General features: G+C 33.6%; 24 protein-coding genes. 19 read left to right on the forward strand and 5 right to left on the reverse strand.

Features of this window, described 5'->3' with window-relative positions; genetic code table 11:
* Nucleotides 1-204 precede the first annotated feature (204 nt).
* From PHI38_RS00550 to PHI38_RS00605, 12 genes are all read left to right on the forward strand, one after another.
* Nucleotides 205-702, forward strand: a complete 498-nt coding sequence (locus PHI38_RS00550; protein ID WP_299851270.1) for a hypothetical protein — start codon at nt 205-207, stop codon at nt 700-702.
* Between the two features lie 81 nt (nt 703-783).
* Complete coding sequence (locus PHI38_RS00555; RefSeq protein WP_299851273.1) at nt 784-2,184, forward strand: hypothetical protein; 1,401 nt, start codon at nt 784-786, stop codon at nt 2,182-2,184.
* 113 nt (nt 2,185-2,297) lie between these two features.
* Complete coding sequence (locus PHI38_RS00560) at nt 2,298-2,486, forward strand: hypothetical protein (RefSeq protein ID WP_299851276.1); 189 nt, start codon at nt 2,298-2,300, stop codon at nt 2,484-2,486.
* Nucleotides 2,471-2,782 (forward strand): type II toxin-antitoxin system RelE/ParE family toxin, encoded by a 312-nt coding sequence (locus PHI38_RS00565; RefSeq protein ID WP_299851279.1) that lies wholly within the window; start codon nt 2,471-2,473, stop codon nt 2,780-2,782. The genes PHI38_RS00560 and PHI38_RS00565 overlap by 16 nt, the downstream gene beginning before the upstream one ends.
* A gap of 8 nt (nt 2,783-2,790) precedes the next feature.
* A complete protein-coding gene (locus tag PHI38_RS00570; RefSeq protein ID WP_299851282.1) occupies nt 2,791-3,006 on the forward strand; it encodes a type II toxin-antitoxin system prevent-host-death family antitoxin in 216 nt (71 codons plus the stop codon).
* Nucleotides 3,003-3,197: a type II toxin-antitoxin system RelE/ParE family toxin gene (locus PHI38_RS00575; protein WP_299851285.1), complete on the forward strand. Its 195-nt coding sequence runs from the start codon at nt 3,003-3,005 to the stop codon at nt 3,195-3,197. The genes PHI38_RS00570 and PHI38_RS00575 overlap by 4 nt, the downstream gene beginning before the upstream one ends.
* 122 nt (nt 3,198-3,319) lie before the next feature.
* Nucleotides 3,320-4,378, forward strand: coding sequence for a quinone-dependent dihydroorotate dehydrogenase (locus PHI38_RS00580; RefSeq protein WP_299851287.1), 1,059 nt, complete (start codon nt 3,320-3,322; stop codon nt 4,376-4,378).
* Between the two features lie 43 nt (nt 4,379-4,421).
* A complete protein-coding gene (locus tag PHI38_RS00585; protein ID WP_299851463.1) occupies nt 4,422-5,678 on the forward strand; it encodes a pitrilysin family protein in 1,257 nt (418 codons plus the stop codon).
* Nucleotides 5,679-6,572 carry a 4-hydroxy-tetrahydrodipicolinate synthase gene (gene dapA, locus PHI38_RS00590; RefSeq protein ID WP_299851290.1) on the forward strand — a complete coding sequence of 298 codons (894 nt, stop codon included), beginning with the start codon at nt 5,679-5,681 and terminating at the stop codon, nt 6,570-6,572.
* A 1-nt stretch (nt 6,573) separates the two neighbouring features.
* Nucleotides 6,574-7,356, forward strand: coding sequence for an enoyl-ACP reductase (locus PHI38_RS00595; RefSeq protein WP_299851293.1), 783 nt, complete (start codon nt 6,574-6,576; stop codon nt 7,354-7,356).
* Nucleotides 7,357-7,389: 33 nt separating this feature from the next.
* On the forward strand, nt 7,390-8,298 hold the full coding sequence (locus tag PHI38_RS00600) for a uroporphyrinogen-III synthase (RefSeq protein ID WP_299851296.1): 909 nt from the start codon (nt 7,390-7,392) through the stop codon (nt 8,296-8,298).
* A 69-nt stretch (nt 8,299-8,367) separates the two neighbouring features.
* Complete coding sequence (locus tag PHI38_RS00605) at nt 8,368-8,901, forward strand: hypothetical protein (RefSeq protein WP_299851298.1); 534 nt, start codon at nt 8,368-8,370, stop codon at nt 8,899-8,901.
* Between the two features lie 30 nt (nt 8,902-8,931).
* Here PHI38_RS00605 and PHI38_RS00610 read toward each other — a convergent pair whose 3' ends face one another.
* Genes PHI38_RS00610 through PHI38_RS00620 form a run of 3 tightly spaced genes read right to left on the reverse strand, consistent with a single transcriptional unit; the run spans nt 8,932 to nt 11,186 of the window.
* Nucleotides 8,932-9,204: a DnaJ domain-containing protein gene (locus PHI38_RS00610; RefSeq protein WP_299851301.1), complete on the reverse strand. Its 273-nt coding sequence runs from the start codon at nt 9,202-9,204 to the stop codon at nt 8,932-8,934.
* The gene (locus PHI38_RS00615; RefSeq protein ID WP_299851304.1) at nt 9,201-9,974 is read right to left on the reverse strand and encodes a glycerophosphodiester phosphodiesterase family protein; all 774 of its coding nucleotides are present in this window, start codon (nt 9,972-9,974) and stop codon (nt 9,201-9,203) included. The genes PHI38_RS00610 and PHI38_RS00615 overlap by 4 nt, the downstream gene beginning before the upstream one ends.
* Nucleotides 9,975-9,977: 3 nt before the next feature.
* On the reverse strand, nt 9,978-11,186 hold the full coding sequence (locus PHI38_RS00620; protein WP_299851307.1) for a 1-acyl-sn-glycerol-3-phosphate acyltransferase: 1,209 nt from the start codon (nt 11,184-11,186) through the stop codon (nt 9,978-9,980).
* A gap of 101 nt (nt 11,187-11,287) precedes the next feature.
* Between PHI38_RS00620 and pgsA the strand changes: the two genes are divergently transcribed.
* From pgsA to PHI38_RS00650, 6 genes are all read left to right on the forward strand, one after another.
* A complete protein-coding gene (gene pgsA / locus PHI38_RS00625) occupies nt 11,288-11,842 on the forward strand; it encodes a CDP-diacylglycerol--glycerol-3-phosphate 3-phosphatidyltransferase (protein WP_299851310.1) in 555 nt (184 codons plus the stop codon).
* Nucleotides 11,839-12,891, forward strand: coding sequence for an RIP metalloprotease RseP (gene rseP, locus PHI38_RS00630; RefSeq protein WP_299851313.1), 1,053 nt, complete (start codon nt 11,839-11,841; stop codon nt 12,889-12,891). Before pgsA ends, rseP begins: the two co-directional genes overlap by 4 nt.
* Before the next feature lie 3 nt (nt 12,892-12,894).
* Nucleotides 12,895-13,569: a YggS family pyridoxal phosphate-dependent enzyme gene (locus PHI38_RS00635; protein ID WP_299851315.1), complete on the forward strand. Its 675-nt coding sequence runs from the start codon at nt 12,895-12,897 to the stop codon at nt 13,567-13,569.
* A 91-nt stretch (nt 13,570-13,660) separates the two neighbouring features.
* Nucleotides 13,661-14,143, forward strand: a complete 483-nt coding sequence (locus PHI38_RS00640; protein WP_299851318.1) for a Spy/CpxP family protein refolding chaperone — start codon at nt 13,661-13,663, stop codon at nt 14,141-14,143.
* Entirely contained in the window at nt 14,115-14,792 is a 678-nt protein-coding gene (locus tag PHI38_RS00645) for a response regulator transcription factor (protein WP_299851321.1), read from the forward strand. The genes PHI38_RS00640 and PHI38_RS00645 overlap by 29 nt, the downstream gene beginning before the upstream one ends.
* Nucleotides 14,789-16,015, forward strand: coding sequence for an ArsS family sensor histidine kinase (locus tag PHI38_RS00650; RefSeq protein WP_299851324.1), 1,227 nt, complete (start codon nt 14,789-14,791; stop codon nt 16,013-16,015). The genes PHI38_RS00645 and PHI38_RS00650 overlap by 4 nt, the downstream gene beginning before the upstream one ends.
* A 25-nt stretch (nt 16,016-16,040) precedes the next feature.
* On the opposite strand, the gene PHI38_RS00655 is transcribed toward PHI38_RS00650, so the two are convergent.
* A complete protein-coding gene (locus tag PHI38_RS00655) occupies nt 16,041-16,796 on the reverse strand; it encodes a carbonic anhydrase (RefSeq protein WP_299851327.1) in 756 nt (251 codons plus the stop codon).
* A 119-nt stretch (nt 16,797-16,915) separates the two neighbouring features.
* On the opposite strand from PHI38_RS00655, the gene PHI38_RS00660 reads away from it, so the two are divergent.
* Entirely contained in the window at nt 16,916-18,163 is a 1,248-nt protein-coding gene (locus tag PHI38_RS00660; protein WP_299851330.1) for an NAD(P)/FAD-dependent oxidoreductase, read from the forward strand.
* On the opposite strand, the gene PHI38_RS00665 is transcribed toward PHI38_RS00660, so the two are convergent.
* Nucleotides 18,147-18,698 carry a thiamine phosphate synthase gene (locus PHI38_RS00665; RefSeq protein ID WP_299851333.1) on the reverse strand — a complete coding sequence of 184 codons (552 nt, stop codon included), beginning with the start codon at nt 18,696-18,698 and terminating at the stop codon, nt 18,147-18,149. The two genes, PHI38_RS00660 and PHI38_RS00665, sit on opposite strands and share 17 nt — an antisense overlap.
* Nucleotides 18,699-18,723 lie beyond the last annotated feature (25 nt).

The raw sequence follows: 18,723 nt of genomic DNA on the forward strand, positions 1-18,723 counted from the left end.
ATTTCTCCATATGACATTTAACACACACTAAATATTTAAGAATAATAAGTATATTTTCTCCTAAAGTTAAAAAATATTGTAATTTGTCATATTTTTCATCAAATTTTAATAATTAACACACATTTAACATGTAAGTTATTTTTATTTTTTTAAGTTGGTGTGTATATAATGTGTTTGAATAAATAGTTATGTGAAGGAATGAATATGCATGAAGAAAAATCTGTACAAGAAATGATGTCTGCTTTAGGAATGGCTACATTTCAGGCACAAGCACTTGAATATTCACTTGTTACATTGCATGCAGTTACAGTCCGAAAGAATGAAAAACCAGAAAAGAATATCATTCAAGATCTAATGGATACGCGATACAAGCAAACCTTAGGACGACTGATAACAGATGCGTTTAAAACGCTTGATATACCTATTTCATTACAAGAAAAATTAAAAAATGCCTTAGAAAAAAGAAACTGGGTTACACATCACTTTTTTCGTAAATATGGTGCGATTGTATTTAATGTAGAGCTTCAAAAAAAAGTAACGCAAGAACTTATTGATATTTGGTTATTTTTAGAAACTGTATGTGACGCCATACATGAATTGTCAGTACAAAGACTAAAAGATACTGGAAAGTCAGAAGTTGAAATCAATAAAGGCATAGAAGAAGCAGTAAACAAGTATCTAAATGAATTAGCAAACACATAACAAGTACGAGGAGACCAATAATTTACCCTAGCGGGAAAATTATTGCTCACGACAAACGTTGTACTATAAAAGGAACACTAAATGATAAATAATTTTTATAGTGATATATTTCAAGTAAAACCTTCAGATTTAAAAACATATGATGTTTTCAATGGCTTTATCAATAAAGATTCACTTTATTATATAGTTCCTAGTGAACTTGAAAATATTCAAATAACAGAATTTAAAAAATCTTATTCTAAATACAAATTATTTTTTGAAAACATTATTAAGTTATTAGACAACTCAAATGGAAATGATAGGCTATATAGACAAGTTGAAAAATTATTTAGATTACATGAAGTAGGACATATAGGTTTGGGCTATTCAGAAAATAGCAAAAAAGGTTCTGGTATTGGTCCAAAATTAGCAGAAAAATTAACTCAGACTGCTTATGAACTTGTAAAAGTTGGAATCAAAGATCCTGAAGTATTTCATTTGGTTGGATTACTTGAAGAAGGAATAGGTGCAGATAGAATTAGCGATATAACAGTTGCTATATTATTAGATGATTTTTTAACTTATACACAAAATGTATCTTTAAAATTAAAAATTAAAACGAATAAGTTCTCGTATAATAAAATTGACTATGCAATCCCTTTTTATCAAGATAATCCAATAATATTTTGTCCAAAATCACTATTAACAGATTTACCAGTTGCTCTTGATTCAGAAGATATAAGTACTGTATGTTCTCATAATGAAGACTTACGAAATAAAGCAAATCAGATTATTGCAGATGGTTTTTCCCAAGGCACGGTTAACTCTAAATTATATAAACAAAATTTAAAGTCACTCATACTTGCTAATCCTAAACTTGTTCAAGAAGCTATAGCTACATATAAAGATAAAAGTACTTTTTATGATTTTGATAAAGACCCAAATGGAGATTTTATTTGGAAAGAGATAGCAGAAAATAGTATCAACAAGTATCCTTTACAGTTAGACAATAATAAAAAGCCTATTGAAATAGTAAATGATATATGTAATAAATTTCAAGATATGGTTGAAAATAATGGACTTTGGAAGTTTTTTCATAATAGTGATGGGACACATAAAAATGAAACATTTTCACAATTACTATTTTTTGCAATAGCTCATTCATATTGCGAAACTAATAACTTAGACTTAAGTCCAGAATCAGATGCAGGGAGAGGTCCTGTTGACTTTAAAATCAGCCAAGGCTTTAATGATAAAATAAATGTTGAAATTAAACTTTCCACTAACAGATTATTGCATGGATTTCAAACTCAATTACCAATATATGATAAAGCAGAAAAAACTAATAAAAGTATTTTTTTAATTATTCAACTATACGATAGGCATGACAAGCAAATAAAAAAGGTGTTTGACTATAAAAATAAACATGAAACAGTAGATAAAAAACTTCCAAACATAGTAGTTATTGACGCTACAAAAAAGATGTCAGCAAGTAAGTCGTAAAAGTACAACAAAACATAGTAGTCAATAAATTACCTAGCGGCAATTTATTGACTATATTCAAACGTTATACCCAAAAAATAAATATGCTATAATACAAGAAAAAAGGAAAGTGCATGGTAGCTGTAAAACAAGAAGCACAAGATATGATTCAAAATCTTCCTGACAACTGTACATATGAAGATATTCAGTATCATCTTTATGTTGTAGAAAAAATCAAAAATGGCATTAATCGTGCAGAAAATGGTGAAGTCTCATCTCATCAAGACGCAAAAGAAAGAATGGCTAAATGGCTATCAAACTAGAGTGGTCAGAAGAAGCTCTTGAAGATATCGAATCTATTGCTATTTACATAGAAAAAGATTCGCCTGCGTATGCAAAGTCCGTTGTTTCAAAGTTTTTTGAAAAAGCGGAGATTTTAAAAAAATTTTCTTCCCTTGGACGCAAAGTTCCTGAACTTAATGATAATAACATTCGTGAAATATTTGTTTATAGCTATAGACTGATTTACAAAATAGATGAAAATGCAGTTTTATTTGTAGCCATAATACATGGTAAAAGACTTCTTGAAAATCACCAAAATATATCTAACAAAACATAGCAGCTGATGTGTTGAAGCATATAAACGAAACACACCGACCGATGATAATCACACAAAATGGTGAAGCCAAGGCTGTTATCCAAGATCCAAAAAGTTATGAAGACATGAAAAATGCAATTTCTATTTTAAAGCTTCTTTCTTTTGCAGAAGAAGATATTAAAAACGGAAACCTTCATGATGAAGAAGATGTCTTTAGTTCTGTAGAAGAACTACTTAAAAAATGAATAAAACGTATAAACTTCAATGGACTATAAATGCAAAAAATGACCTTTTAAATATTGTTGATTACATTAAAAAAGATAGCCCTCATATAGCTAATGAGATTTATTTAAAAATTAGAGCTAAAGCCAAATCGAGCAATTTTTTCCCTTTAAAAAGTCGTATTGTACCTGAACTTCAAAAAGATAGTTATTGAGCATATCAAAAATATAGACTCATTTCGTAGTGTAGATAACAAATCAAAAACGGGCTAATCAAACTCTTTACATTTTTTTTGTATAATCACTAAATTTTTATAAAAGGTAAGAGGCAAAATAAATGATAAGTTATCAAAGCATAAAACCTTGGCTGTTTAAACTTGATCCTGAAAATGCTCACATGTTAGCAGAGGTAGCACTCAGAGTGCCAAATATTTGTCAAGTAGCCTTTAACCCATTTTTAGAGTCTCACTTCATAACAAACCCTATCCTAAAACAAGAGCTTTTTGGTCGTACATTTTTTAACCCAATCGGCCTTGGCGCTGGTTTTGACAAAAATGCAACCATGATTCGTGGTATTCAGATTTTAGGTTTTGGCTTTACTGAGGTTGGAACTATCACACCAAAAGCTCAAGCTGGAAACCCAAAACCTAGAATGTTTCGTCATATTGAAGAGCAAAGTATCCAAAATGCGATGGGCTTTAACAATGAGGGACTTATAAGTGCTCAAAAAAGGTTAAAAAAAAGATTTCCATTTACTACTCCTATTGGCATAAACATTGGAAAAAATAAACTCACTCCAGATGCTCAAGCTATAAATGACTACACAACTCTTATTAAATCACTTCATGAGTTAGGAGATTATTTAGTCATAAACATCTCATCTCCTAACACTCCCGGTCTTCGTGATTTGCAAAATGAGGAGTTTATTACGAAACTTTTTAAAGAGGCAAAAGCACTAACTTCAAAGCCAATTTTGTTAAAAATAGCGCCTGATATGAGTAAAGAAGATGCCGTTACACTAGCAAAACTTGCAGTTAAAAATGGTGCTGATGGTATTATCGCAACAAACACTACTGTTGATTACTCGCTTGTAAAAGAGCCAAAGAGTTTTGGTGGTTTAAGCGGAGCGGTTTTAAGTGAGAAAAGTTTTGAGATCTTTGAAGCAATAGCAAAAGAGCTTTATGGCAAAACAACTCTTATCTCTGTAGGTGGCGTATCATCTGCCGCGGAGGCTTATAGACGCATCAAGGCTGGAGCATCACTCATCCAGATATATAGCGCGCTTATCTTTGGCGGCCCAGATTTAGTAAAAAACATAAACAACGAGCTTACAGAGCTTATCAAAGCTGATGGATATACAAATATCACTGAGGCTATAGGTGCAGATAGAAAATAGTATGAAAATATTTTTAGCACTTACATTTATTTTAGGAACTTTAATGGCATCATCACTACCAAAATATGAGACACAAACTCTAAGTAATGGACTTCAAATTGTGGTTATTCCACTTAAAAACTCTACTAAGGTTATTAGTACAGATATTTTTTATAAAGTAGGAAGTAGAAACGAAGTAATGGGTAAAACAGGTATCGCTCATATGCTTGAACACATGAATTTCAAATCAACAAAAAATCTTCCAGCTGGTGTGTTTGATAAAGAAGTAAAGAGCATAGGAGGCGTAAATAACGCTTCAACTAGCTTTGACTATACTCACTACTACATAAAATCAAGCACACAAAACCTAGAAAAATCTCTTGACCTTTATGCAGAACTTATGCAAAATCTTCTTCTAAAAGACAAAGAGTTTCAGCCAGAGCGCGACGTTGTAGCTGAGGAGAGACGATGGAGAACAGAGAACTCTCCGATGGGTTACTTGTACTTTGCTCTTTTTAACAACGCTTATGTTTACCATCCATACCACTGGACACCGATTGGATTTATGAATGATATTCAGACATGGGATATTAAAGATATAAAAGATTTTCATAAAACTTACTATCAGCCAAGCAACGCTATCTTGATGGTTACTGGTGATGTTGAGCCTAAAGATGTATTTAAAATTGCAAAAGAAAAATTTGGTCATATAATAAACAAAGTAAAAATCCCAGAGTTTAAGTTTGTAGAACCTGAGCAAAATGGAGCAAAAAGAGTAATTATTCACAAAGAGAGCGAAGTAGAGATGTTAGCTATGACGTTTCATATCCCAAACTTTCAACATGAAGACCAAATAGTTCTGAGCATGATTTCAGAGATACTCTACTCTGGTAAAAGTTCAAGACTTTATAAAAAACTAGTTGAAGAAAAAGAGCTAGTAAACAGCGTATACGCTTACAATATGGAAAACATCGATCCAGGCCTTTTCATCTTCATAGCTACATGTAACCCAGATGTAAAAGCTGAAGATGTAGAAAAAGAGCTTCTTGAGCAGATAGAACTTATAAAAAATACAAAAGTTGACAAAAAAGAGATACAAAAGATAAAAATCAACACTAAAGCTGATTTCATCTACTCACTAGAGAGCTCTACTTCAGTTGCAAACCTCTTTGGAAGCTACCTTGTTAGAGGCGATTTAACGCCTCTTTTAACATATGAACAAAACATTGAGAAAATCACTCAAGAGAGAGTTCAAGAAGTTGCACAAAAATATTTCAACTTTAACAAATCAACAACACTTATTCTAAAAAAAGGTAACTAAATGGATATTGTAACTGGTTCAACTACTGCACTAATTACCCCTTTTAAAAATGGAAAACTTGATGAGAGCGCGTATGCAAATCTCATAAAAAGACAGATAAAAAATGGTATAAATGCCGTCTGTCCAGTTGGAACAACTGGCGAGAGTGCTACACTTAGTTATGCTGAAGATAAGAGATGTATTGAGATAGCTGTTGAAATGTGCCGTGGGACTTCTACTAAGGTTTTAGCAGGTGCAGGGAGCAACTCAACTTCTGAAGCGATAGAAGCTGCAATCACTGCTCAAAAATGCGGTGTTGATGCGATTTTCTCAGTTGCACCTTACTATGTAAAACCTTCTCAAGAGGGTCTTTATCAACACTATAAAGCTATTGCTGAGTCTGTAGCAGATACGCCTTTTATGCTCTATAACGTTCCGGGAAGAACTGTTGTTGATATATGCGCAGACACAGTTATAAGACTATTTGATGACGTTAAAAATATCTATGGCATAAAAGAGGCAACAGGAAGCCTAGAGCGCACCGTAGAGCTTCTCTCACGCAGACCTGAACTTAAAGTATTTAGTGGTGATGACGCGATTGATTATCCAATCCTAGCAAACGGAGGAGCAGGAATAACTTCTGTAACTTCAAACCTTCTTCCTGATTTAAAAAGTGAGTTAGTAAGAAAAGCATTAAGTGGTGATTTCAAAGGTGCAAAAGCTATAAATGATATGCTTTTTCCAATCAATAAAGCCTTGTTTATAGAGTCAAATCCAATCATGATAAAAGCTGCTATGTATATAGCTGGGCTCATTGATACACTGGAATACAGACTTCCTCTTGTTGCTCCAAGTGTTGAAAATATGAAAAAACTCGAGAGTGTTATGAAAAATTATGAAATTAAGGGTCTATAAAATGGTAGAAAAAAGTATGCAAGGTAAAACTTTATTTGTAAGTGGTGGAACTCGTGGAATCGGTAAAGCAATCGTATATGCGTTTGCTCAAAGAGGATGCGATGTAGCCTTTACTTACGCAACAAAAGCTGATGCAGCAGAAGAAATAATTGCTGATGTTACATCAAAATATGGTGTAAAAATAAAAGCTTATAAACTTGATATTTTAGAACCAGATACATATAGAGATGTTTACGCAGAGTTTGATAAGGATTTTGATAGATTAGACTTCTTTATCTCAAACGCTATCATCTCAGGACGCGCTGTTGTTGGTGGATTTGGTCCATTTATGAGACTAAAACCAAAAGGATTAAATAACATCTATACAGCAACAGTTGATGCATTTGTTGTTGGAGCTCAAGAAGCAGCTAAGAGAATGGAGCTTACAGGTGGTGGAAGCATCATAAGCATGAGTTCAACTGGTAATCTTGTATATACTCCAAACTATGCAGGTCATGGTACAAACAAAGCTGCAGTTGAAGCAATGGTACGTTACGCAGCAGCTGAACTTGGCGAAAAAGGTATCCGTGTAAATGCCGTAAGTGGTGGACCAATTGATACTGACGCACTAAAAGCATTTCCAAACTATGAAGAGGTAAAGAGCGAAGTAGTAAGACGCTCTCCTCTCTCTCGTATGGGAGAAGCTGAGGATTTAACTGGTGCATGTCTTTTCTTGTGTTCAGAGGCGTCATCTTGGCTTACAGGACAAACAATCGTCATCGATGGCGGAACAACTTTTCAATAAAAAATATTAACTAAAAAATGGTACTATCATTACATGAAAAAGATTGAAAAATTATTTGAACACTTAAATCTTATCTATTATGAGTATGATGCGGCCACGCACTCATTCATCCTTGATAGAAGCTACTCTAATGAGCATGTCTTTGAGGAACTTATAAAAATAACTTATATTTTAAGCAAATATAATATAAGTTTTTTTGTTGATGAGAACAAATCTTTGGTGCTTAATAAAAAAAATAGTTTTTCTTCAAAAATAAAAAGAATAATATGCTCTTTTACTGAAAACATAAAAAACAATTCTTTAAATATTTATGTATTAAATGATAAAAAAGTAAAATGGGCTAAAAACTTACCTGTTATCAAAATAGAGAGAATCAATACAACTCTTGATATCGCATCTTATGATGCTTTAATCTTTACGTCAAAAAGTGCAGTTCATACACTAAACTCTTATAATAAAGAGTGGAAGAGTAAACCTCTTTATGTAATAGCTCCTCAGACTGCTAAAGTAGCAAGCAATCTAGGCGGTAAAATAAAATTTGTTAGTAAAGAGAAACATGGAAATGAGTTTGCTGCTGAGTTAATTCCTCTTTTAAAAAATAAAAAAGTCCTCTACATAAGAGGCTCTAAAGTTGTCTCAGATTTAGTAGAAACTTTAAATGCAAACGAAGTTGTATGTGATGAGGCTATAGTTTATCAAACAGTCTGTGTTGAGTTCAAAAAAAAGATAAAACTCCCAAAAAAATCTGTAATCATTTTCTCTTCTCCTTCTACGATAGAGTGTTTTTTGAAAAATGCTACTTGGGATGAGAGCTACAAAGCTGTATCTATAGGTAACACAACTCAAAAATACTTTCCCTCATATATAACTCCTATCGTTGCTGATACACCTTCTCTTGATTCATGTGTTAAAAAAGCTATAGAGTTATTATCAAAAAAATAAAACGTTAAGATTTTATTTCATATAGCACTGTATAATGTTTTACTATATAAATCAAAAAGGAAATCTTATATGCAAACTATAAAAATAAAGCTAGTCGCTCTATCTTGCTCTCTTCTGCTTAGCTCAAATGTGGTAGCTGATCCAACACTTCCTCCACCGATACAAGATATGGTAAAAATGGAAAAACTAGCTGGCCCAGCAGGAGCATTTACAACAAAAGAAAACTTTCCAAAAGATTACTTTTTGATGCCAAAAAATCTTCCATACTTAGTTGGAATAACGCTTTATGATAGCTCAAGTGCAAAATTAAACCTATCAAAAGAACAAATTGAAGCAATACTTAAAATAAAAGATGAACTAATGGCAAAGGCTGCAAAAAAAGCTCTTGTTGTTAAAAATTTAGAACTTGATATGATGAAAGAGATCTCTTTTACACAAAACTCTAAAAAAGCTACTGAGTTTTATCCAGCAGTTGATGAGATAGCAAAACTAAGAGCAGAGCTTACAAAAATACATCTTGATTGTATAGAAAAAGTAAAAGCAATCCTCACTCCTGAACAGTTTGAGGAGATGCTTGATTATGGCGTTGTGAATATGTTCTAAAGTATATCGCCTCTTGGCGGTATTTATTTTTTAAAAATCATAAAACCAATCTTTTGGCTTTTTTAAGAATGGATTTTGCTCATAAAATTCTTCTTCATCAAGCTTAAATCTAAAACTTTGTATATACGTACTTACTAGTTTATACGCCTCATTTATCTCTTTAAACTTTATTGCATTTCCACTAGGCATATCTGGATGATGTTTCTTTGATAACTTCTGATACTTTTTTTTAAGTTCACTTTGCGTTATTTTTGATGCTATCTCTAGTGTATCAACAGCTTCTTGGAACTTTTCAAAGTTCATACCTTATCCTTATACAAAGAGTCACTAAATATAAAATTAACACCTATCTCAAATAGTTCACGTGAGCGCGCAGCACTATTTACTGTATAAACTCCTACAAAAAAACCAGCTTCTCTTAGCATCTCTACACTCTTCTTATCAACTAATTCATCATTTAAACAATAACCATCAACTCCAAGCTCTCTTAGATATGAGAGTAACTCTTTTGGGTGAGAATCCTCTACCAAAGCTGCAGTTGGGATATGAAGTTTTGTCTTTATCATCTTTAGATACTCGTGTCTAAATGAAGATATCAAAATCCTATCACTACACTCAGTATCATTTATCTCTTTTATAACCGTATCAACTACCTCTTCATCACCAAATGCACCGCTCATATCTTTTATCTCTAGATTTAAAAAAAGGTTGTTCTCTTTTATAAACATGAGGGCATCATGCAGTGTTAAGAGTGGCTCTGTTTTGGCATTATTTTTATAAAACCAGCTTCCATAATCAAGACTCTTTAACTCATCAAATGTAAAATCACTTACTCTATATGGCTTTTTTGAATTAAATGCTTCTATCTTGGAGACGTTTGTAGTTCTTAGAAGTGTATCATCATGCATAATTATAGCAACACTATCTCTACTTAGTTGAGTATCTATCTCTATAAAATCAGCTCTACCAATACTCTTTTTAAGCGCGCTAAGTGTGTTCTCGGGTGAGAGTGAATTCGCTCCTCTATGAGCAGCGATAAGCGCAGGTTTACTCAGTAGTTCTAAAAAATTCATATCTTATTTTATCCTCTTTATTGAGAGTTTGTCTTTGATGCTCTCTTTAGTTAACCTAGTTATCTGCTCTACACTAAGATTAGCTGGATATATCGGCGCAGAAAAAGTCACTATTATCTTTTTAGGTTTTGGAAACACTTTACCAGTTTCTAGCGCTTCGTAACTTCCATCAATTGTGATAGGTACAACTGGAATGTTAAATATCTTTGAGAGCATCGCAAAGAAAGGTCTAAACTCTAAGAGCTCTCTATCACGAGTTCTAGCACCCTCTGGAAATATAACAAGATTATTGCCCTCTCTTAGAGGAAGTGCGCAATACTGCATAGTATGTTTTAAATCTTGATTAGCATCAATAAGTATAGTTTGTCCATGCTTTGATATTGGACCCAAGAGTTTGGTCCCAAAAACCTGTTTGTAGGCAAGAAAAAAGCTCTTCTTTAAAACAGCGTAAGGCAAGATAGCCTCAATCAAAAAACCATCAAGCATACTTTGATGTGAGGGTGCTAAGATACATGGATAAGATGGAATATTCTCAGCGCCTTTTACTTCAAGTCTAAAGTAGAGTTTAAAAAGGGGAAACAACACGCTCTTATACATGGACATAATGATCGGTGAGTAGTAGAGCTTCTCATCAATATCCTCTTTTAGTATCTCATCCCAATTTGGCATAGATGCTTCCATCGTAAGGCTATTTTTTTTGATATAAGCATGTAAAGCTCTCATGCTCATAATATTTGAAAATATAGCTTCATCAATCTTTACTCCAAAACTCTGCTCTATAAAGACAAAAAGCTCTACATAGTTAAGAGAATCAAGCCCTAAATCAAGCTCAAGATGAGAAGATGGATATATTTTTCTTTTAGTAATTGTTGATATATAACCTCTTAGTATTTTATAAATATCATCATCAATATCGTCCTCTTTTATATGTTCCTCTTTATCACTGAAGAGTTCATCAATAGTGCGTGAGCCAATAGGCGAGAGAAGGATTTTATAGCCCTTTATTTTATCCTCTGCCTTAGCATCAATGTTATAAAGTTCAACCCCATACCACCTTATCTCTTCTGTAATATTGATAATTTTTGCCTCTTTAAGGGCGTCAAAATCTGGATAGACAAATGCGAAGTAGTGGCCATCTCGCATAACTATAAGAGCTTCCTTTATATACGGGCTGTACGAGAGTAGTAGTTGCTCTTTGTTATTCAAATCCATTTTTTTTCTTTAATATAAGATTTCTATTTATATCAAACTTAATGTCAAGCCTACCTTAAGAGCCAAAAGGTTAAAATACGCGAAAAAAAACAAGGCTTTTTTTGTTAAATCTTCCTAATTTATTAGCATCTTTGCGCATTCTTATAGCTCCAATTATGTTTTGGATAATCCTAAATCCATCTCTTTTTACTGATGCTGGTTATCACATCTCATGGAGCTACTTTGCGGCTTCACTTCTTTTTGTTTTAGCTAGCGTTACTGATTTTTTTGATGGTTATATTGCAAGAGAGTGGAATCAGATGACCATGCTTGGAGCGATAATCGACCCCTTAGCTGATAAAATGCTTATTATTGCGGCATTTTTAGGGCTTATGATGATAGGAGAAGCTAGTGCTTGGGCTATTTATATCATCATTATTCGTGAACTCTTTATCACAGGAATTCGTACTGTTGCACTTAGTGAAGGGCTTGACATAAAAGCATCATTTGCTGGAAAGGTAAAGACTGTTGTACAGATGATTGCTATTGGATTTTTACTTATGCACTGGCCATTTGGGACTGAACTTTTATGGCTTGCAGTTGCCCTTACACTATATTCTGGTTTTGAGTATCTTTGGGGATTTAGAAGAGCCCTTTTAGTGGAGCGTAGCAAATGAGTTTTTTAGTATCTTTAGCGGTTTTATCTGCGCTTATATTTTTTCATGAGTTAGGCCACTACTTTGCAGCTCGCTTTATGGGCGTTCGCATAGAGGTTTTTAGTATTGGTTTTGGGAGAAAAATTGCTTCATTTAACAGATGGGGATGCGAGTGGAGACTGGCACTTATCCCTCTTGGCGGTTATGTAAGGATGAAAGGTCAAGATGATAGCGACCCAACAAAGAAGAGCTACGATAGTGATAGCTACAATGTAAAGACTCCTTTACAAAAGATATTTATCCTTCTTGCTGGCCCTTTTGCAAACTTTGTTTTAGCATTTTTCCTCTACTTTATCATCGCGTTAGGCGGACCAAACATTCTCTCGGCAGTAATTGGAAAAGTGGTAGAGAACTCTCCTGCATATGTGGCTGGTTTAGAAACAAATGACACAATCCGCTCAATTAATGGCGTAGAGATAGCTACATGGGAAGAGATGGCGAAGTTCATAGAACTCTCAGATGGCTCATTAGAACTTGAAATCAAAAGAGGCGAGGCTATAAAGCAAATCGTTTTAACTCCTAAAACAACACAAACAACAAATATTTTCAATGAAGTGATTGAAAAAAAGATGATTGGAATTGGAAGTGCGGGAGTTACTCATAAACTAGATCTTGGCATCAGTGAGACTCTATCTTATGCAACAAACCAGACAATTTTTGCCTCAACTCTAATCTTTAGCGGACTAAAAAAACTACTCTTTGGTGAAGTCCCCGCTAATGAGCTTGGCGGCGTTATATCCATAGTTAAATTAACCTCTGATGCAAGTGAAGCTGGATGGATGAGCGTGCTCTTTTTTGCAGCACTTATCTCTGTAAATCTAGGCGTTTTAAACCTCCTACCAATCCCCGCACTCGATGGCGGACATATCATGTTTAATCTTTATGAATTTCTCTTTAGACGAGAAGTAAATGAAGCTATTATGATAAAACTAACTATAGCTGGATGGGTGATACTTTTCTCACTTATGGGACTTGGGCTTTATAACGATATAAATAGACTTATAGGATAGAAGATGAATAAAGAAGAGTACAAATTATATATTGATAATGTTATAAGAAGAGTTGAGTTTGCAAGAGTTAGATTTGATGAAAAACATATCGTAAAGATTGTAGCAATTAGCAAATACTCAACCTCCGATGAGATAAAAGAGCTCTACGAGATAGGTCAAAGAGCCTTTGGAGAGAACAAAGTTCAAGACTTAAAAACAAAGAGTGATGAACTTGATGAGTTGCCTTTAGAGTGGCATTTTGTTGGAAACTTACAAAAAAACAAAATCAACAATCTACTAGACATTAACCCTACTCTATTTCACTCTCTTGACTCACTAGAGTTAGCTTATGAGCTACAAAAAAAACTTCTATCACGAGATATGACACTTAATGCGCTTCTACAAATAAACTCCGCGAAAGAAGAGTCTAAACATGGTGTTATGCCAGAAGTTGCAGTGCAAATCTACAACCAAATAAAAAAAGAGTGTCCAAATATAACTCTTCGTGGTGTTATGAGCATAGGCGCACATACAGATGATAAAAAAGTAATCAAAAAAAGTTTTGATATAACTTATGGTATCTATAAAGAGCTAGATGGTGCGGATATATGTTCTATGGGAATGAGCGGAGATTTTGAACTTGCAATCGAGTGTGGTTCAAACATGATAAGACTCGGCTCTATCATGTTTAACAAATAAAGACACCTCATTAATAATTCATTAAACTTCAATTAAAACATCGTTAATGTGGTGAGTCTATACTTCTTTTATCTAAACAAAGGAGTTCATCATGAACAAGAAGATAATTTTAGGCTTAACAACAGCGTTGTTTTTAACCACATCAGTCATGGCTTATAATAAAAATCAACAAATGCCTCAAGGCTGCGAAAAAAGCACTGTTTGTAATATGCAAAATGCTAATAAGCATAAAGGTTCTCACAAATTTGTGAATATGATAATGAAGCTAGATTTAACAGATGCACAAAGAGCTGAAGTTGTCTCTATTCTCAAAGAGAGCAGAAAAAACATGCCAAACCCTAGCAATGCATTTACAGATACATCTTTTGATAAACAAGCATTTACAAAGTTAGCAAAAGAGCAAAGAGAAGCTAGAATTGAACGTAAAGCAGATATGATTGAGAAGATTTATAAAGTTTTAAACCCTTCTCAAAAGAAAGATTTAAAGACAATGTTTGAGATGAGTTCGATTATGAAAAAACAGATAGGTAAAGGTATGAATTGTAATGATAAAAGTTGCAATGGTAGAGGATGATAGTGATTTAGCTGACGTTTTAACTCAGTATCTCTCAAAGTTCAATATCTCGGTTAAGAACTTTCAAGACCCATTTTTGGCACTAAGTGCAATTGCCCTAGAAGAGTTTGATCTTATAATTTTAGATCTTACTCTTCCAGGCATGGATGGGTTAGAAGTGTGCAAAGAGTTGCTTAAAAAGTATGATATACCCATCATAATATCTAGTGCAAGAAGTGATATTACAGATAAAGTTATAGCGCTTGAACTTGGTGCTGATGACTACCTCCCAAAACCCTACGATCCAAGAGAACTTGAAGTTAGGATAAAAACTATACTAAGACGCTTAAACAAATCAATACCAAAAGACATAGAAGAAAGAGAAGAGATATTTAGTCTGGATGAAGAAAAACAAGAGATAAAGAAAAATGGTAAGTTCATAAAATTCACCCCAGCAGAGTTTGCCATCATGTCTTTAATGTGCAAAAGAAAAGGTTTTGTAGTTTCAAGATATGATATTTTAGAGAGTTGTAATCTTTTTAGTAGCGATGAAGATAGTGGAAGCATAGCAGTAATAGTAAATAGAATAAGAAATAAAATAGAAGATAATCCTAAAAACTCACAACACTTCTTAACCATCAGAGGCATTGGATATAAGTTAGTAGAATGAATAAGAACTCAATAACTTTCTCAATAACCATAACATTTGTTATATCTATGCTTTTAATTTTCGTTAGCTTTAGCATATTTTATAAAGTTAGCCAAAAAAGAGAAGAGGTTTTTAATCTAAATAGAGAGATGCAAGCTGTACATATATTTCTAAAAGAGTTAAGACATAATGGCATAACAGAAGAACTCAAAGAAGATTTAGCTCTTATAAACTACTCGATTTTAAGTGAAAATGAGCAAAAAAAGATACTTGAGAATCCAAACTTAAAATATAAAAAATCACACCCTAGAGTTAATAAAAATGCACATGTAAAACGACTAATACTTCATAATAAAGAGTATGTTTACATAGAGACTAAAAGAGGCAATACTCTTTTAGCCTCTAACAATCAAGTTCAAAGTTATAGCGAAATTATTATAGCTATTTTTATATTTATATTTTTTGTATTTGTTTTTCTATACTTCATAACATTAAAAAAGTTAAAACCGTTAAAAAGCCTAAAAGAGAAGGTTAAAAACTTTGCAGATGAGGAGTTTGATATCTCATGTGCTAGTGATAAAAAAGATGAAATATCGCTTCTCGCAAATGAGTTTGACAAATCAGCTAAAAAGCTAAAAAAACTAAAAGATTCTAGAAATATTTTTATTAGAAATATTATGCATGAACTAAAAACACCAATCACAAAAGGAAAATTTTTAACTGAACTCCCATTTAGCGCACAGAACAACACTAAGATGCAAAAAGTTTTTTATAGACTTGAATCACTTATAAATGAGTTTGCTTCTATTGAGGAGTTGATCTCCACTAAAAAAATTCTTCAAACAAAAGAGTATTACTTAGAAGACATCATAGATAATGCTATTGATATTTTGATGTGTGATGAGACAAGTGTAGTCGCGGAATATGAAAATATAACTCTAAAAGTTGACTTTAAACTATTTAGTATAGCTATAAAAAACCTCATTGATAACGCTATCAAATACTCACCTGATAAAAAAGTAACTATAAAAACAGAAGGTTCAAAGGTAATCTTTCAAAATAGAGGAAAAGCTCTAGCGCATGAGCTAGAGAGATACTACGAGCCATTTTTTAGCTCAGATACCACAGAGTCAAACCAAAGTTTTGGACTTGGTCTCTACATTGTACAAAACATACTTCAAGCAAGTGGATACAAACTAGAATATGAGTACAAAGATGAATTAAATATTTTTAGCTTGCAATAAATAGTTAATTATCTTTAATTTTTTGTTACTTCATCACTTTTCTAGCGTTTAGTGGCTGAGTTGGTCTGTTGTTCTCATGTCCAAAAACATCAAAAAACTCTTTTACCTGCTCTTTTGATATAGTTGCGTACTCTTTTAGTACAAACCATCTAACACCTTCACTACAAGGCGGTGTTGTAAGTGAGCCATTAAATCTAAAGTATGATTTGTCTTTTGGAAGCATATCATTCATCGTGCTTGATGGAAGTCCACATGTTACTTTATCGCCAGCAACATGAGGCATTTTATCCCAAATCTTGCCAAGAATTTTATTCTCTTTCCCTTCTTCAAACATAAGTGCAACAACTGCTAACTCTGCATCTTTTGAAGCATGCACAAGGTGTAGTTCAAGAGGAAAACTTTTACCTTCAATCATATTTTCACTAGGTGTATGAAAATGAAACTGCACAAGATTAAAGACAATCCCATCTATTTTTATACTGCTGCCTTCTTTAACGTTAACTTGAATTGTATGTCCATTATTTACAACCTCAGTCGCATTAGTTTTATAGTTAAACTCTATATTTTCAAGCCCATTTGTAGCTACAACACCATCTTTTGAGATGTTGATTGGCGATTGAGAACGTCCATCTTTACATGCACTATAATCAGGAGACAACTCTCCCCAGTTTTGTGGAGCCTCGTGTCCAGTATATCCCCAATGAGTCTCACTCCCTGCAAATACAGAGCCCCCTAATAACATTGTCACTACACAGCTCGATAAAATCTTGCTTAATTTCATATATAAACCTTTGTTATAAATTTTGTCACAAATTGTACCTTATAAATTTTAAAGCTAGTTTTGTCTATTAGTAAAGTTAAAAAATTGATAAAATAATAATATTTAGATTAAAATAGCGCATGAATAATAAAGTATATGACCTCATTGTAATTGGTAGCGGAGCTGCTGGAATAATGGCTGCAATTACTGCTGCAAGAGATGAAAAAAGTGTTCTTTTGCTAGAGAAACTACCACAAATTGCTGCAAAGTTAAAAGCAACTGGTGGCGGAAGATGTAACCTTACAAACACGCTTGAGAATAAAGAGTTTATGCAAAGGTTTGGAAAAAATGGGCGTTTTATGCAAGATACACTCAACCTATTTGATAACAAATCACTCGTAGATTTTTTTAAAGAGATTGGTGTGGATACTCACGCACCTGATGGATTTAGGGTTTTTCCAACATCACACTCCTCTTCTACTATCATCGAGGCACTTCTTGGTGAGATGCAAAGGATTGGCGTAGAGATATTAAAATCCCAGAGAGTTCAGACACTACTACATAAAGATGGCAAAATAGTTGGAGCGATAACAGAGTCCCAAACATTTTATGCAAAAAACATCATAGTAGCAACAGGCGGACTTGGATATCCAACACTTGGAGCCGAGGGCGATGGGCATGAGATGGCAAAAGATGCAGGACATAAAGTTACAGATCTTCATCCTGCCATGATGCCACTAAAAGCAAAAGAGAGTTGGGTGGAGAATTGCCGCGCTGATACAATTGCAAAAGTTGAACTTAGAGTTGATATTAAAAAACATGTAAAAATAAAAGCTTTTGGAGATTTGATTTTTACAAAAAATGGTATCAGAGGTCCTGTTGTGCTTGACGCTGCAAGGGATTTAACTCCACTTCTTGATAAGTATGGAGAGGTGCCAATCTTACTCAACCTTACAAAAGGGATGAATGAGGAGCAACTCACAAAACACTTAAGAGACGAAGTAGCAAAAAATCAGAGTGCAACTATCTTAGAGCTCCTTGGCACCCTACTCCCAACTCCTCTCTTGGGCGAGTTATGTAATCTCGCTGGCATTGAGCCAAACCTAACATATGGCAAAATCTCAGGCGAGAGTAGAGCAAAACTCATCAAACTTCTTGCATGGACACCACTTACTATAACAGGCCATGATGGCTTTAAAATGGCGATGATTACACGAGGTGGGATTGATTTAAAAGAGATAGAGCCAAAAACTATGCAAAGCAGAGTTATAGAAGGACTTTACTTTTGTGGAGAGATTATGAACCTTGATGGCCCATGTGGCGGTTATAATCTACAATGGAGCTTTTCAAGCGGTTACTTAGCAGGAAAACTCAAAAAAAATATCTGATAGAAGCAAAACCATAAGCTTTAGTTTTTGCAATCATCTCGACCTGTTCGTTTGTGAGTATCCCGCCAAGAGCAAAAACTTTTATCTTATACTTGTAAAGAAGCTCCTCCAAGTCATCAACACCTTTTGGCTCTCCTTTATGTGGAGAGGCAAAAATCGGGCTATATGTCACAGCATCAGCGCCAAGTTTCTGTGCTTGAAGTACTTCATCATGAGTGTGCGCACTTATCATCACTTCAAGGTTTTTGCTCTTTGCATTTTGTATCTCTAAGAACTGTTTTGATGTAAGATGAACACCATCTGCTCCAAGAGCCTTAGCTAGGGAAATATCTTGGTGAATAAAGGATTTGATACCACCAATCTCTTTACATGTAAGAGTGAAGATAGAAGCTAAATCTTTATAATTTGTAGCTGTTTTATCACGAAAAAGTGCATACTCTGGCTTGTGTTTTTTTAGTTGTTCATATAATGTTTTAGAAAAAATATCACTATCTTGCGTATAAAATTCTCTTGATGTTATAAGGTATTTTTGCATTTTTGCTACTTTAGTATAAATTTAC

The organism is Sulfurimonas sp. (genome assembly GCF_028694895.1).
Classification (GTDB): Bacteria; Campylobacterota; Campylobacteria; order Campylobacterales; family Sulfurimonadaceae; genus Sulfurimonas.